The organism is Microbacterium sp. A84, assembly GCF_051842815.1.
Taxonomy (GTDB): Bacteria; Actinomycetota; Actinomycetes; order Actinomycetales; family Microbacteriaceae; genus Microbacterium.
On the sequence record NZ_JBPXMS010000001.1, the window covers coordinates 1,868,857 to 1,884,026 of the forward strand.

Annotated in this window: 13 protein-coding genes and 1 pseudogene; 4 read left to right on the top strand and 10 right to left on the bottom strand. The window is 64.9% G+C overall.

What is annotated here, in order from left to right; all coding sequences use genetic code 11:
• The first annotated feature begins 63 nt into the window (after positions 1-63).
• Positions 64-960, top strand: a complete 897-nt coding sequence (locus tag ACSU04_RS08900; RefSeq protein ID WP_439289159.1) for an aldose 1-epimerase family protein — start codon at positions 64-66, stop codon at positions 958-960.
• On the opposite strand, the gene ACSU04_RS08905 is transcribed toward ACSU04_RS08900, so the two are convergent.
• The 6 genes and pseudogenes from ACSU04_RS08905 to ACSU04_RS08930 all read right to left on the bottom strand — a co-directional run bounded on the left by ACSU04_RS08905 (position 953) and on the right by ACSU04_RS08930 (position 8,668).
• Positions 953-3,091, bottom strand: a complete 2,139-nt coding sequence (locus ACSU04_RS08905) for a HelD family protein (RefSeq protein ID WP_439289160.1) — start codon at positions 3,089-3,091, stop codon at positions 953-955. The genes ACSU04_RS08900 and ACSU04_RS08905 overlap by 8 nt on opposite strands.
• A 107-nt stretch (positions 3,092-3,198) precedes the next feature.
• Positions 3,199-6,378, bottom strand: a complete 3,180-nt coding sequence (locus tag ACSU04_RS08910) for an efflux RND transporter permease subunit (protein WP_439289161.1) — start codon at positions 6,376-6,378, stop codon at positions 3,199-3,201.
• Positions 6,371-6,997 (bottom strand): TetR/AcrR family transcriptional regulator, encoded by a 627-nt coding sequence (locus ACSU04_RS08915; RefSeq protein ID WP_439289162.1) that lies wholly within the window; start codon positions 6,995-6,997, stop codon positions 6,371-6,373. The genes ACSU04_RS08910 and ACSU04_RS08915 overlap by 8 nt, the downstream gene beginning before the upstream one ends.
• A gap of 135 nt (positions 6,998-7,132) precedes the next feature.
• Positions 7,133-7,492 (bottom strand): fluoride efflux transporter FluC, encoded by a 360-nt coding sequence (locus ACSU04_RS08920; RefSeq protein WP_439280256.1) that lies wholly within the window; start codon positions 7,490-7,492, stop codon positions 7,133-7,135.
• Positions 7,489-7,854: a fluoride efflux transporter FluC gene (locus ACSU04_RS08925; RefSeq protein WP_439289163.1), complete on the bottom strand. Its 366-nt coding sequence runs from the start codon at positions 7,852-7,854 to the stop codon at positions 7,489-7,491. The genes ACSU04_RS08920 and ACSU04_RS08925 overlap by 4 nt, the downstream gene beginning before the upstream one ends.
• 36 nt (positions 7,855-7,890) lie before the next feature.
• Positions 7,891-8,668 (bottom strand): annotated as a pseudogene (locus ACSU04_RS08930) (MerR family transcriptional regulator).
• A gap of 160 nt (positions 8,669-8,828) precedes the next feature.
• On the opposite strand from ACSU04_RS08930, the gene ACSU04_RS08935 reads away from it, so the two are divergent.
• Both ACSU04_RS08935 and ACSU04_RS08940 read left to right on the top strand, forming a co-directional pair.
• Positions 8,829-9,668 (top strand): DUF4097 family beta strand repeat-containing protein, encoded by an 840-nt coding sequence (locus ACSU04_RS08935; protein ID WP_439289164.1) that lies wholly within the window; start codon positions 8,829-8,831, stop codon positions 9,666-9,668.
• On the top strand, positions 9,665-10,297 hold the full coding sequence (locus ACSU04_RS08940) for a PadR family transcriptional regulator (protein ID WP_439280252.1): 633 nt from the start codon (positions 9,665-9,667) through the stop codon (positions 10,295-10,297). The genes ACSU04_RS08935 and ACSU04_RS08940 overlap by 4 nt, the downstream gene beginning before the upstream one ends.
• Positions 10,298-10,300: 3 nt before the next feature.
• Here the strand turns inward: ACSU04_RS08940 and ACSU04_RS08945 are convergent, their stop codons facing one another.
• Complete coding sequence (locus ACSU04_RS08945; RefSeq protein ID WP_439289165.1) at positions 10,301-10,843, bottom strand: universal stress protein; 543 nt, start codon at positions 10,841-10,843, stop codon at positions 10,301-10,303.
• 149 nt (positions 10,844-10,992) lie between these two features.
• Between ACSU04_RS08945 and ACSU04_RS08950 the strand changes: the two genes are divergently transcribed.
• A complete protein-coding gene (locus tag ACSU04_RS08950) occupies positions 10,993-11,181 on the top strand; it encodes a DUF3073 domain-containing protein (protein ID WP_439280250.1) in 189 nt (62 codons plus the stop codon).
• A 55-nt stretch (positions 11,182-11,236) separates the two neighbouring features.
• Here ACSU04_RS08950 and ACSU04_RS08955 read toward each other — a convergent pair whose 3' ends face one another.
• From ACSU04_RS08955 to purM, 3 genes are read right to left on the bottom strand one after another with little or no spacing between them, the layout of a single operon-like run.
• Positions 11,237-12,541, bottom strand: coding sequence for an MFS transporter (locus tag ACSU04_RS08955; RefSeq protein WP_439280249.1), 1,305 nt, complete (start codon positions 12,539-12,541; stop codon positions 11,237-11,239).
• Between the two features lie 16 nt (positions 12,542-12,557).
• A complete protein-coding gene (gene purF, locus ACSU04_RS08960; RefSeq protein ID WP_439280248.1) occupies positions 12,558-14,015 on the bottom strand; it encodes an amidophosphoribosyltransferase in 1,458 nt (485 codons plus the stop codon).
• Between the two features lie 6 nt (positions 14,016-14,021).
• The gene (gene purM, locus ACSU04_RS08965) at positions 14,022-15,140 is read right to left on the bottom strand and encodes a phosphoribosylformylglycinamidine cyclo-ligase (protein WP_439280247.1); all 1,119 of its coding nucleotides are present in this window, start codon (positions 15,138-15,140) and stop codon (positions 14,022-14,024) included.
• Positions 15,141-15,170: the final 30 nt, after the last annotated feature.

Consider the following 15,170-nt stretch of genomic DNA (forward strand, 5'->3'; position numbering starts at 1 on the left):
GTCCGAAGCCGACTTCACCAGTTTAGCCGACACGCCTGAGAAAGACCCCCGTACGATTGCGAGGTGACTTCTCTCTCCCCCACTGGCACCCAGATCCACCTCCAGCGCGGCGCCGTGACGGCGCAGATCGCCCAGGTCGGAGCATCCCTTCGCGGCCTCACGGTCGGCGGTGTCGACGTCGTCGCGCGCTACCCGGAAAACGTTCCGACCCCGTCCTGCTCGGGTGTCGTGCTCGCGCCGTGGCCGAACCGCGTGCGTGATGGGGTCTGGAATGACGAGGGCACGGTACAGAATCTCGCGATCACCGAGCCGAAGCTCAACAACGCGAGTCACGGGCTGCTGCGTTTCACCGCTTACGACATCACACAATCGGATGCGACAGCCATCCTCCATGCGACGATCCACCCCCAAACCGGGTACCCCTACGAGATCGCGACGACGGTCGCGTACGCATTGACGGATGCTGGCATCCAGGTCACGCACACGCTGACGAACCGGTCGGACGCCACAGCACCCGTCGCCATCGGCACGCACCCCTTCGCCACGATCGGCGACGTCGATGCGCATGATCTGGTGCTCACAGTTCCTGCCGCGACGCAGTTCGACACCGACGAGCGGATGCTGCCGACCGGAACCTCGCCTGCACCTGAGTCGCTGCGTGTCGGGGTGCGCCTCGGCGACATCACGCTCGACACCGGCTTCACTGACCTCGCCCGCGACGAAGACGGCAAGGTGCGCCACTCGCTCACCGCCCAGGACGGTCGCGAGGTGACGCTGTGGCAGGGCGAGGGCTTCGATTTCGTGCAGGTGTACACGACGACGAACTATCCGGGTCAGGCTCTCGCGGTCGCCATCGAGCCCATGTCGGCTCCCGCTGACGCGTTCAACAGCGGCCTCGGCATCCGCCGCCTCGCCCCCGGCGAAACCTGCACGCTGACCTGGGGCATCGAGCTCAGCTGATTCGCTCCATCACATGCAGCTGTCCCAACTCCTGAGTGCAGCGGGTGAGCGCGACGTAGAGTCCGTTCCAGCCACGTGGCTCGGCGGCGATGCCGTCGGCATCCACGAGCAGCGTGGCATCCCACTCAAGGCCCTTCGAGTCGGTCGCAGACATCACCGTGACACCGGGAAGCGCGGCGCGCAGCGCGGCCAGACGACCGATGGGCGCGATCACGCCGACCGTTCCGCCGGTCCAGCGCTGTGCCAGGTCATCGACAAGGCGCGCGGCTTCCGCGGCGATGTCGCTCTCCGCGACGTCGCGCGACCACGGCTCGATGCCGGAGGAGCGCACCGCACGTGGCGGCTCATTCACGCTTCCTGCGTTGCGGAGCACGGGAGCGGTGAGCTGCATCACCTCAAGCGGCGTGCGATAGCAGATCGTCAGCTTCGTCTCAGTCCAGCGCTCGCCGAATGCGGCGTCAACTGCCTGCGCCCAGGTCACGTGCCGGTGCGGGGCTTCCGCCTGATCGATGTCACCGACCGCAGTGATCGAGCGCGAAGGGCACCGGCGCAGCACCATCTGCCACTGCATCTCTGACAGTTCCTGCGCCTCGTCGATCACGACGTGACCGTAGACCCAGTCGCGCTGCGATGCGGCCCGATCGGCGAGGAACTCGCCCTGCTCACTGTCGGAGAGCGGGTTGCCCAGCAGATCCGACAGCGCGTCGACGAGCGGAATGTCGCTGCTCACCCATCCGCTCGACTCCTGGGTGATCGCCTCGCGCTCCGCCTCGGTGAGGTCCGGTGCCCATTCCTGCAGCAGTTCGTCGTCGCCGAGCAGACGCACGAGCTCGTCCGTGGCATCCAGAATCGGCCACCACTGGGCGAGCAGATCGTCCAGTCCACGGTCGTCCGCGATGCGATCGCGCAGCCGCTCGATGTCTTCCTCTGACAGCACACCGTCGGCCTCGGCGCCGGAGACACCGTCGGCCACGCCGCGGTCATCCGCCCGCTCGAGCTTCGCGTCGAAGGAACCGAGCAGATCTTCCAGACCCTCCTCCATCTGCGCGAGCGTTTCCTCGCTGCGCTCCACGACCGCGTCGGTGAGGAGATCGTGCACGTGCGCACTGAAGGCGGCGCGTGCGGCGTGGTACGAGCGTCCGGATGTAGCGGATGCCAGTGCGTTCGCGATCCGGCGCTCGTCGAGCGCGTACTTCTCGCCCTCCCAGACCAGCTCGAGGGCAGCGGGCCGCGGTGTCAGCGACGCGGCGTAGTCGGTCAGCGCCTTCTGCCAGAGCGCACGGCCCTTGATCTCGGCGACGTGACGCGGTTCGTCACGCTCGACCGCGATCCCGGGCACCAGGGTGTCGCAGGTCGCAGAGACGATAGCCGTTTCGCCGAGAGCCGGCAGCACCTGGGCGATGTAATCCAGGAATCGCATCGACGGGCCGAGCACGAGCACGCCCTGTGCGGCGAGCTGCGCGTGGGTGAAGAGCAGGTAGGCGACGCGGTGCAGCGCCACGACGGTCTTTCCCGTGCCCGGTCCGCCCTGCACGACGATCGGTCCCTGCGGGCTCGCGCGGATCACGTCGTCCTGCTCGACCTGCAGCGTCGCCGCGGCCGAGTTCATGCGTCCGGTGCGGCGTTCGTCGAGTGCGGCGAGCAGTGCCCCTTCGCCGACAAGATCACTCGCGGTCGAGCCGTCGAGCGGCTCGTCATCGATGCTCAGCACCGTACGGCCATCTGTACGGATGTGCCGGCGACGCGCCTGCCCCTGGGGATCGACCGCTGTCGCGGTGTAGAAGGCACGAGCGGCCGGCGCCCGCCAATCGATCACGAGGGGCTCATCGTCATCGCCGTCTGCACCGGGGATTCCGACCCGGCCGAGGTGGCGCACGCTCTGGTCGAGCGAGTCGAGCCGGCCGAAGATCAGGCCCTGCTCGGCGTACCGCAGTTCGGAACGCCGCTGCGTCATCATGCGCATCCGCGCGTGGTGAACGGCATCCGTCGCCGGCTTGTCCAGCTCGGCGTCGAGTTCGCTGAGGAGATCATCCCTGCGAGCGAAGGCCTCGTCGAGGATGGACTGCTCCTGAGACGCGGCGGTCTCGTTCGCGATCGTGTCCTGGTTGGGAAGGGTGGTGACATCGTTCAAGACACTGACGCTCTTTCTGGGCACTGGGTTGAAATCAGCGCACTGGTCGCTTAACGTCACCGGCTCGTGGAATATTCCGCGAGCCGGTGATGTATTTTTGCTGGGCGTCAGTCGACGGGGTTCGCCGCCGACAACCCCTGCTGCTCGCGCATCTCGCGACGTGTGAGCACGCGACCGGCATCCTCAGGCGAATCCGGCGTGGGCTCGTCGTTCGAGTCGGCAGCCGACGCATCCGGCCCGGCCTTACGCGCCCGGCGGCGTTCCTTCGCACCCTCGACGAGGTTGTACAAAGTCGGCAACACGATCAGCGTCATCACGGTCGATGAGACCAGACCGCCGATCACGACGATCGCCAACGGCTGCGAGATGAACCCGCCGTGACCGGTGATCCCCAACGCCATCGGCGTGAGGGCGAAGATCGTCGCGAGCGCTGTCATCAGGATCGGGCGCAGACGCTTCTCGCCACCGGCCATGACCGCGTCATGCGCGGCCAGGCCCTTCTCCCGATACTGGTTGACGAGGTCGACGAGCACGATCGCATTCGTGACCACGATGCCGATCAGCATCAGCACACCGATGAGGGATGCGACGCCCAGCGGCACGCCCGTGACGATCTGCAGCAGGATCGCACCGGTTGCCGCGAACGGCACCGAGATGAGCAGCAGTAGCGGCTGGCGCAGCGACTTGAAGGTTGCCACCATCACCACGTAGACGATCAGGATCGCGGCGAGCATCGCGAGTCCGAGCTGCGAGAACGAGTCGGCCTGCTGGGATGCGACTCCACCGACTTCGGCGCTGACGCCGTCGGGCAGATCCACTGCCTCAAGCGCTGCGGTGACCGAAGCAGTCGCCACCGCGAGGTTGTCTGATGCCGGCGGCACGGTGACCGTCGAGGTGCGGCGACCCTGCTCAGTGGTGATTGAGGTCGGTCCCTCGCGCTGTTCCACGGCGGCGATGTCCTGCAGCTGCACGATTCCGAGCGCGCTCGGAATCGTCAGCGTGCGCAGGGCCTCGACTGTGGTCGGCGGCTCGGTCGCTGCGAGGTAAACGGTCAGCGCGGTATCGTTCAGCTCGACAGAGCCGATCTGCTGCGGACGCATGGTGCTCGACACGATCTGACCGACGGCGACCTCGGACAGTCCGACGTCTGCCGCCGCCTGGCGGTCGACGACGACAGCGATGTACGGCAGCGAAGCGGCGAGGTTGTCGGTCACCTGGCCGATGCCGTCGCGTCCCTCAAGTTCAGCGGTCACCGCTTCGGTGGCTGCGGTGAGCGCTTCACTGTTCGGCGCTGTAATGTTCACCGCGATATCGCTGGATCCGAAGCCGGCAGCAGCGTTGACGCTGATCTCGCCGACGCCGTCGAGTCCGTCGACAGCATCCAGCACGTCAGCCCTGAGCTGCTCTTGATCGACATCCGCCGACGTCATGATCGAGTAGGTCACCCCGGCTCCCCCGGAGAAGGCATCCATGAGGGAGGATCCACTCGAGCCGATCGACACCTGCACGTTCTCGATTCCGTCGAGGCCCGACAGGGCACCCTCAACGATTGCTGCCGCGGCATCCTTCGTCTCGAGGCTCGCGGTCGGACCGAGATCCTGTGTGACCGTCATCGTGTTCTGACCCGTGTCGCTGAGGAAGTTGATCTTCATCAGCGGAGCCGCCGCGAGCGTACCGCCCAGCACGACGACGGCGAGAATCACGGTGAGGCCGGAGTGCTTAAGAGTCCAGCTCAGGATCGGTCGATACGCCTTCTGCAGTTTGGTCGGCGGAGCATCCGGATGCTCCGGATCGATGACCTTGCCACTGTCGTCGAGCAGTTCCTTGCCCGGCTTGAGGAACCAGTACGCCAGGACCGGCACGATGGTCAGCGACACCAGAAGCGACGCGGCCATGGCGATCGTTACGGTCATCGCAAATGGTCGGAACAGCTCACCGACCATGTCGCCGACGAACACGATGGGCAGGAACACCGCGACGGTCGTGATGGTGGATGCGGTGATGGCCGAAGCCACCTCGCGCACGCCCAGCCGGATCGCATCGCCCTTGTTCGCGTCGCCGACGTAGTGCCGCTTGATGTTCTCGATGACGACGATGGAGTCATCGACCACACGACCGATCGCAATGGTCAGCGCGCCAAGGGTGAGGATGTTCAGCGAGTATCCGAACGCCTGCAGACCAACGAAGGTGATGAGCACGCTCGTCGGAATCGAGATCGCGGTGACAAGCGTCGAACGGATCGACATCAGGAACACCAGGATGACGATCACCGCAAACACGAGCCCGAGCAGACCCTCGGTGGCCAACGTCTCGATCGACTGCACGATGAACGGAGCCTGATCGAACACGACGGTGAACTCGGCATCCGGGAATGCCTTCTTCAGTTCGTCGATCGCGGCGATCACGCCGTTGGACACCTCGACGGTGTTTGCCGCAGGCAACTTGGTGATCGAGATCGACAGCGCGTCCTCGCCGTTCACGCGCGAGATCGACGAGGTCGACTCTGATGCCAGCTCAACCGTCGCGACATCGGCGATCGTGGCCTGCGCACCGACGAGCGGGAGGGCGGCGATCTCCTCGACGGAGGTGATCTTCGCGCCTGTCTGGACGGTCAGCGTCTGACCGTCCTCGGTGATGTTGCCGCCGGGGAACAGTGTGCCGTTCTGCTGCAGCGCCGAGCTGATCGCCTGTGTTGTGAGACCCGCTTCGGCGAGCTTCGCATTGTCAGGCGTGATGGTGATTCGCTGCCCGATGCCTCCGACGATCTGGGCGGCATTGACACCGTTGACGTCTTCGAGCGCAGGGATCGCTACGTTCTCGAGATCTGATTGAGCTGTCTCGGCGTCATCGAAACCGGTCACGGCGATCTGAACCACCGGGAAGTCATCGATCGACACCGACAGCACCTGCGGCTCGACATCGTCCGGCAGCTGTGCGGAGATGCGGTTGATCGCCTGCTGCATTTTCTGCTCGGCGGTCGCGAGGTTCTCACCATAGGTGAACGTCGCCTGGATGATCGAGGCATTCGTCGTACTGGTCGCACTCGTTGCCTCGAGCCCCGGCACACCCTGAATCGCCGTCTCGATCGGCGTCGAGACATCGTTCTCAACGACCTCAGGCGAGGCGCCGGGGTAGGTCGTCATGACGATGAGCGCCGGCAGCTCAAGCGAGGGGATGAGCTCCTGCTTGAGGTTCGTCATCGCGAGTCCACCGAACACGGCGGCGACGATCGTGATGAGGGCGATCAGTGCGCGGTTGCGCAGACTGAGAACGGCGAGTTTATACACGGGGTTTCTCTCGATCAGTACGGACGGATGCGTCGTGCGAGACGGATGCTTCGGCAGGCGTGACCGCAGGGGTACCGAGCAGACCGGTGAGGGCCGACTCGATGAGCTCCTGCGGGAGTGGGGCGTCGTTCAGCAGCGCGTGCCACATGACGCCGTCGATGAAGATGGCGACGGCGGTCGCCCGCTCCTCACCATGGACGGGAGCGAGGAAGGAGACGAGCTGGGCTGACCAGCGCCGGGCGAGCCCATGCAGCTGCGGATCATGGATGGCCGCAGTCGCGACCGCGCGATCGAGACGCACAGTATGCGCATCGATGAGTCCGCGGTGCAGGATTTCAGCGAGGACCCGCGCCGAGGCGCCATCGCGCTCGACCGTGCGGCGAATCATCTCGATCCGAGCATCCACCTCGACAGACAAGTGACGCACGGCGGCGTCGCGCAGGTCATCGAGCGTGTCGAAGTACTGAGTCGTCGCTCCGAGCGGTACGCCGGCTCTGGCCGCGACCTTGCGATGCGTGATGGCGTCGCCGCCGATCTCGACAATGAGCTCAGCGGCCGCCTCGATGATCGCGAGCCGCCTGCCCTCGGGGTCACGCTTGCGGCGCAGTGTCACCGTCATGACCCTCCCCGGTCGCAGACATCAGTACATGTACATATGTACATCTTCAATATCCAGGCTACCTGGGAGACGACCGCCCGCGCACAGTCACATCAGAGCGCAGTCACATCAGAGCGCAGTCACATCAGAGCACAGTCACATCAGAGCGCCGAGCGCGAGGCCGGCGAGCGCCGCGAGCACGGATGCCCCGAACGTTCCGAACAGATGAAAGACGGATGCCGGCCGTTCGCCGTCCTTCCACAGCGCAAGCGTGTCGAGCATGGCCGTACTGAAGGTGGTGTAACCACCGAGGAACCCCGCGCCGATGACGAAGGCCGCCTCGGGGATGGATGCGGTGACCAGCCCCAGCGCGAACGATCCGGTGATGTTCACGATGACGATCCCCCAGGGGAATCGCCCCGCGGTCAGGCGCATCACGGCGATGTCGACGAGGTAGCGCGCGCCGGCGCCGAGGCCGCCAGCGACGGATGCCAGAACGAAGAGGAGCGGAGTCACTGTGCGCGCCTCCTGCCCAGTCGCATCCCCAGCACAACAGCCGCGATGCCGAGCACCAGCGTGAGGAGCGCGTACAGCACGGCGAGCATCGGTGCACTCGCCAACGCTTGGATCGAGCCGACCGCGAAGGCGCTGTAGGTGGTGAACCCGCCGAGGATGCCCGTAGCGAGGAACACCCGTCGCTCTGACGAGCGCGGAAGTCGCGCGGCGAGCACCCCGATAAGCAAGGCACCGAGCACGTTCGCCGCGAGAGTCGCGAGGGGCAGTCCGGCAGCATCCGGAATCATGAGCCCGAGCGCAAGACGCGCTGCCGTGCCGAGCATTCCACCGAGCACGACGAGGAGCAGTCGGCGGAGGGTCACGAGGTCACTCTAATCCTCACAGCCCTCCACACCCCGCTACAGATTCGCCTCTGCGTAGATGCGCAGCGCGTCGCGCACGAACTCGGCACCCTGCGAGCCACCCGCGCTCGTGGCGTAGTTGGCCCCGAACCTCGGGTCCGCGACATACATCTCACCGAGGCCGATGATGTATTCCTTGGAGGCTCCCGGTGTACCAGGCACACTCACGAGCCATTCCACGTGACGCTTCGCGAGGGCCTGAGCCTGATCGGATGCCGCATCCGCGCCGTTCTCGGCGGCCGCGATCCAGTCGCGACCCAGGTCGGCGACGAGCTGCTGCCACTCGGCACGCTCGGCATCCGTTCTCCCGCGCCACCAACGGTCACTGTCGGAGTAGGCCTTCTTGCCCCATCTCTGCTCGACCTCATCCTTGTACTGGGTGTGGTCGAAACCGTCGAACATGTTCTCTGCCATGAGAGATTCACCTGCTTTCAATGCGTTTACAGTCGATTCGACCGACGCGATCTGTCGCGCCAGTCGGTCTTGCTCCGCGCGTAAGTACGCGAGGTGGCGACGAAGAGCGGATGCCTCCACTGGTGGCCCCCGCGTCGCTCGAAGAGAGCACCTCCGCGATCTGCGGCAGCCCGAGTCCGAGCTCGCGCAGCAGCAGAATCCGCTGCAAGCGCACGAGCGCTGCCTGGTCGTAGTGCCGGTAGCCGTTGTGTGCCACCCGCGTCGGCTTCAGCAGCCCGATGTCGCCGTAGTGCCGCAGCGTCCGGCTGGTCGTGCCGGCCAGCCGCGCGATCTCCTGGATCGACCAGTCCTGCCTGTCCATAGCATCTGCCCTTCCGTCGTTGCCATTCCTCCACGTTAGAAGTTGACGCAACGTCAATGTCAAGGCTTCCCCCAGAGTTTTTTGACGAACTCGAGATATATCGTGTTACTCTCTTCACACGCGATATAGCTTGATATCGCCGCAACCCAGGAGAGTGAACATGACCGAGAAGTGGCTCATCGCCCCCGGCGAGGAACGCGTCATCGACATCGCGCAGGCGACCCGACTCAAGATCGGACTGGTCGGCGGACAGGTTGACGTCATCGCCCACGACGAACCAGGCATCCGCATCGAGGTCCACGGCGTCACGATCAAAGACCTCCGCATCGAATCCGACGGCACGCAGATCGAGATCGACCACCCACAGCTGGGTTGGGACAACTTCCTCGACGTGTTCCGCAACTTCGGCTCGGGCGGCCCGCGTGCGGAGGTCAGCGTCGCAGTCCCCCGTAACATCGCGCTCAACCTCGGCGTAGTCAGCGCTGGCGCCCTGGTCTCTGGCCTCACAAATGACGCGCGGCTGAACACAGTCTCCGGCGACCTCATCGTCGACACACACACGGGCGACCTCACGTTGAACTCGATTTCGGGCGATGTGCAGGTGCACGGACTCACCGGTGCCGTGAATGCGAACAGCGTCTCCGGCGACGTCGCCATCACCGGCTCAGTGCGCAAGACGACGATCGACACGGTCTCGGGCGCCATCTGGGTGGATGCCACCGGCGCCGTCAACACCATCAGCCTGAACACGGTTGCCGGAAGCAGCACGATCCGCCTCGAAGAGACGCTCCCCGCCAACTACGTGGTGCGCTCGATGAGCGGCGGCGTGATGATCGACGGTATCGACCGCGGGAATACCGGGCCGACCAACTACACCGGATCGACCGGCGAGCTTGCGGGTAACTTCGTCGACATCCGCACGAACTCGGTCTCCGGCGACATCACCGTCCTGCGCCAGCCCATGATCACTGTGGCCGACGATGAGGAGTGGGACTCATGAGCCCCGCCGTCTTCTCGCACGGCGACCTGCGCCTGTACCTGCTGTCGCTGCTGGCCGAGTCGCCACAACACGGTTACGGCATCATCCAGGCGCTGACCGATCGCACCGGCGGCACGTACACGCCGAGCGCCGGCACCATCTATCCGCGGCTCGCAAAGCTCGAGGAAGAGGGCCTGGTCACCAAGACCATCGACGGCCGCACCACGATTTATGCCATCACGGATGCTGGGCGGGCAGAGCTCGCCGGGCGTGAGGGCGATCTTGCCGGAATCGAATCTGGTCTCACCGATTCAGTGCGACTGATCGCCAATGAGGTGCGTCAGAGCGTTCAGGATGCCATGAAGAGCCTTCGCGCCGACCTCGCCTCTGCGGCGCATGATGAGCGGGCTGCCGCGAAGAGTCGGCCGTCGACGTCCTCCCCGATGTCCGATGAGCGTGTCACCAGCCGCGAGGAGTTGCATCGCGCTGACGCGGCAATCAACGCCTTTCGCGCGCGAACTCGCACCGATCTGCGCACGCACGTCGCCCGTGGTGGAACCCTGGCCTCGACGGTCGTCACCGATCTGGAGAATGCCTTGGATGCGGCGGCTCGCCGCGTCGTGCAAGCGCTCGGCTCATCCGGTCACTGAGCGCTACTCGGTCCAGATCTCCGGCTGGTCGTCTGGTACCGACTCCTCCAATGGCACGACCAGCACCGAGCGGTGCTGGCGGTGAGCGAGACGCGCGGCAACTGATCCGGTGAAGAACTCGCGGATCGATTCGCCGATGCCACGCTTACGTGTTCCGATGACGATGAGCTGCGCATCGAGCTTGTCTGCGAGTTGCTTGATCGCCAGGGCGGGGTCACCGACAAGTTGACGTGCCGTCCAGGTCAGCCCGGTGTTGCCAAGGGCTGCATCAGCTTCAGCCTGGACTTCTTGGAACTCGGCGACGCCGGCTTCGAGATTCAGATCGATCGGTGCAGAGTGCACGTAGCCGTCCGGATCTTCGTAAGTGACAAAGCGCGTGACATCCACGTGCACAACCACGAGCGGGGCGCTCAGCAACTTCGCATAGCGCGCTGCTTCCTGCAGGACGTGCGTGGCCTGACCGGGCTGCATGCCGACGATGACTGCTCTTTGCAGTGCGGCATTCTGGGCCACTTCGTCGGACGTGGAGGAGGCTGCGTCTGCCATGAGAATCGTTCCCTTCACCTGCCGGCGAAGGCCAGAGGACCTGACCCTCGTGCTATTCTTAATGTTACTCTTACCGGCCTTCGCCGGTGTCGTGAACTGCATCGGGCACTCTAAACGCCCGCATCCTAACTCGTAAGGGGGTCTCGCGCATGGGCCGTGGCCGTCAAAAGGCGAAACACACTAAAATCGCCCGAGAACTCAAGGCGTACAGTCCGTCCTTGAACACCTCAGCGCTGGAGCGTGAGCTTGCGCATCCCTCCGACGACGAGAACGCCTACGTCGACAAATGGGCTGACGAGTACGCAGAGGAAGACGAAGACAAGCTCGAGAAGGCCTGACCTTTTTTCGCGCTCGGCCCCGCAACTTCGGTAGCGGGGCCTTCGTCGTGCGCTGCTACCAGCGCCCGTGGCGCAGCTCCCACTCTTCCTCGACCGTACGACGTCGACCCGCGATGAACCCGAACGGGATCGAGGCGATGAGCACGCCGCCGATGACCAGCAACGGAATCGTCCAGGTCTCAGTGACCTCGTGCAGCACGCCGATCAACAGAGGGAAACCTGCGGCGATGATGTAGCCGACGCTCTGCACGAAGCTGCTCAGTGCCACCGCGCTCTCCGGCGTGCGCGAGCGGATGCTGATGAGGACGAGCGCCAGCGGAAACATCACGCCGACAATGCCGAAGAGCGTGACCCACAGCCATACTGTGATCGGGTTCGCCCAGAACAGAAGCCCGGCAACGCCGAGTAGCCCGCACACCGAAGCAACCGCGTACGCCTGACGAGTGGCTTGGAAGCGCACCACCAGCACAGGCACGAGCAACGATGCGGGTAGCCCCATGAGAGCGAACACCGACAGCAGCAGACCCGCGGTACTCGCCGAGACACCCGCGACGTCGGAGAGAATCGTCGGCAACCATGCGAACGATACATAGGCGATGATCGACGAGGTGCTGAAGACGACGGCGATCGCCCAGGCAAGAGGCAGCCGGATTAGGCGAGAGAATGCCCCCGAATTCGCGGGTGCCACGGCGATCGGTCCTGTCGACAGTTCCGCCGGATCGGATGCTGCGACCGAGGCAGTCTCTGGTACGCGTAGCGGAGCGTTCGCAGCGGGCTGCGCCACCGCGCGCCCGGTCACGAGCATGGCGATCCATGGCAGGACACCGGCGATCGCGAACACGCCCCACAGCCCCAACGACACGCGCCAGCCCGCAGCATCCGCCACCGGAACCGCGACAAGCGGCGGCAGGAACGTCGAGAACGCCATCGCCGTCGTGTACAGCGTCAGCATCGTGCCGATGCGATCAGGGAAGTACTTTTTTACCAGCGGCGGCACAAGGATGTTGCCCATGCCGACGCCAGCGAAGATCAGGGCGGTGGTGAGCAGAAGCGACACCGAGTCGATCGAGAACCCGCGCAGCACCAGGCCCGCGGCGATCGCGGAGAGCGCGATGATCGTGACCCGCTCCAGGCCCAGCCGGCGCACAAGCAACGGCGTGCAGAGCCCGAAGATAGCAAAGCACACCGGTGGCGCCGTGCCGATCAGACCGACAACCGCCGCGGGCAGTGGGAAGTCAGCCGCGATGTAGTCGATCACCGGCGACAGCGACGCTACCGCTGATCGCAGCGAGAACGCACACAGCAGGATGCCGAGAACGGCAAGAACACGCCCTCGCCATAGCGGACGCGCAGTGGTCACAGCGGACGCGTATTCGTCACGAAGTCTGGGAGCTCTCCACCCAGGCGAGGTACTCCTCAGTGATTGTTCCCGTGACATAGCGACCGTCGAAGCAGCTCATGTCGAGGTCTGTGACGTCAGAGCCCTCGATGATCGCGGCCTTCAGGTCTTCGACCTCTTGGTAGACGAGATGATCGGCGCCGAGCACTTCGGCGATCTCCGGGATCGTACGGCCGTAAGCGATCAGCTCGTGCTTGGACGGCATGTTGATGCCATACACATGCGGGTGCCTCACCGGTGGGGCAGCTGAGGCGAACGTGACCGAGAGGGCACCGGCATCCCGAGCCATCTGAATGATCTCTTTGCTCGTCGTTCCGCGCACGATCGAGTCGTCGATCAGCAGCACATTCTTGCCGCGGAACTCCGTCGACATCGCGTTGAGCTTCTGTCGCACACTCTTCTTGCGCACCGCCTGGCCCGGCATGATGAACGTGCGGCCGACGTAGCGATTCTTGTAGAAACCTTCGCGGTACTCGATGCCGAGCTTGCGGGCGACTTCCATCGCCGAGGGCCGTGCAGAGTCTGGAATCGGCATGACGACGTCGATCTTGTCCATCGGCACGTGCTTGGCGATCGTGTCGGCGAGACGGTCACCCATCCGCAGACGCGACTCATACACGGCGATGCCGTTCATCGTCGAGTCTGGACGAGCGAGGTACACGTACTCAAAGGCACAGGGAGTGAGTATGGGGTTCTGGGCGCACTGCCGGCTGAACAGCTCACCCTGATCGTTGATGAAGATGGCCTCGCCCGGTGCGACCTCGCGGACAACCTCGTAGTCACCGTTCTCCAGCACAAGCGATTCGCTGGCGACGACCCATTCGTCGTGCTCTACGCCGTCGCGGCGTCCCAGAATCAGTGGGCGGATACCGAAGGGATCGCGGAACGCGAGCAGACCATAACCGGCGATCACGGCGATCACGGCGTAAGCGCCTTCGATGCGCTGGTGCGTGCGACTGACCGCTTCGAAGATGCGCTCGGGGTCGAGGTCGACGTCCGAAGTCGTGGCCTGCAGTTCACCGGCGAGAACGTTCAGCAGCAGTTCGGTATCGCTGGACGAGTTCAGGTGGCGCCGATCACGCTTGGCCATGGTCGCGGTGAGCTCACGAGTGTTGGTGAGATTGCCGTTGTGGATGAGGATGATGCCATACGGCGAGTTCACGTAGAACGGCTGGGCTTCCTCTTCGCTCGAGGCCGTGCCCTTGGTGGCGTAGCGCACGTGGCCGAGGCCGACGTTGCCGAGGAGCGTGCGCATGTCGCGGGTGCGGAAGGCCTCGCGCACCATGCCTTCGGCCTTCGTGATGTGCATGACACCATTGGGCTCCGCTGTGGCCATACCCGTGGCATCCTGCCCGCGGTGCTGCAGAAGCAGGAGCGCGTCGTAGATATCCTGGTTGACCGGTCCGCCTGCGACCACTCCGACGATTCCACACATGGGGTATTACTTCGCTCCATCCGCGTATGCGCCAACCAGACGCACCGCACCGCCATCGACGCCCTTGGCGCCCTCTTCGAATTCTCCGGCCGGGCGTGCACCGGTTCCGACTGTGGCGACCTGCCAGGCATGGATGCCCTCTGCGGCGAGCGCGGTGATGGCAGCATCCTTCTGGCCGGCGTCGATCACGGCAAGGAAGCCGATGCCAAGGTTCCAGGTGCCTTCGGCGGACTCCAGGGTGGATCCGGCGATGTCGCTGAGCACGCGGAAGATCGGGCTCGGCGACCACGTGGAGCGGTCGACCTCTGCCCAGCTGCCCTGTGGCAGCACGCGTGCGAGGTTCGCGCCGATACCGCCACCGGTGACATGGCTGAGCGAGTGCACTGCACCGTCGGCGAGTGTGTCGAGCAGACGCAGCAACGGAAGTGTGTAGAGGCGTGTCGGCTCGAGGAGTGTCTCACCCCAGGTTGCACCGAAGTCGGCGGCGGTGTCGCCGTAGCCGATGCCTGCACCGGTGATGATGTGACGCACAAGCGAATAGCCGTTCGAGTGCAGTCCGCTGGATGCCAGTGCCAGCACGACATCGCCGCTTTGCACTTTCTCGGCTCCGAGTACGGCATCAGCCTCGACTATGCCGGTGGCAGCGCCTGCGACGTCGTAATCGTTCACACCCAACAGGCCCGGGTGCTCTGCCGTTTCGCCGCCGACGAGTGCCGTGCCGGTCGCGGTGCAGGCATCCGCGATGCCACGCACGATGTCGGCGATGCGCTCGGGAACGACCTTGCCGCAGGCGATGTAATCGGTCATGAACAGCGGCTTGGCACCGACCACGACGATGTCATCGACGACCATGCCGACCAGGTCTTGCCCGATCGTGTCGTGCTTGTCGATCGCCTGCGCGATGGCGACCTTCGTGCCGACGCCGTCGGTGCTGGTCGCCAACAGCGGCTTGGTGTACCCAAGCAGGGCGCTGGCGTCGAAGAGACCGGCGAAGCCGCCGAACCCCCCGAGCACTTCGGGTCCGTGCGTTGCGCGCACAGAAGATTTCATCAGCGCGACCGCACGATCACCTGCTGCGGTGTCGACGCCGGCTTCGGAATAGGGGTTAGTGGGGGAGGCAGCCACGTGACAAGACTACCGCCGCCGGAGCGGTCG

Coding starts and splice junctions, on each gene's coding strand:
- purF (WP_439280248.1), bottom strand. CDS start 14,015: ATGTGTGGAATCGTCGGAGTGGTCGCAGGCGGACCGGTCAACCAGGAT.
- ACSU04_RS08950 (WP_439280250.1), top strand. CDS start 10,993: ATGGGCCGTGGCCGTCAAAAGGCGAAACACACTAAAATCGCCCGAGAA.
- ACSU04_RS08945 (WP_439289165.1), bottom strand. CDS start 10,843: ATGGCAGACGCAGCCTCCTCCACGTCCGACGAAGTGGCCCAGAATGCC.
- ACSU04_RS08940 (WP_439280252.1), top strand. CDS start 9,665: ATGAGCCCCGCCGTCTTCTCGCACGGCGACCTGCGCCTGTACCTGCTG.
- ACSU04_RS08915 (WP_439289162.1), bottom strand. CDS start 6,997: ATGACGGTGACACTGCGCCGCAAGCGTGACCCCGAGGGCAGGCGGCTC.
- ACSU04_RS08935 (WP_439289164.1), top strand. CDS start 8,829: ATGACCGAGAAGTGGCTCATCGCCCCCGGCGAGGAACGCGTCATCGAC.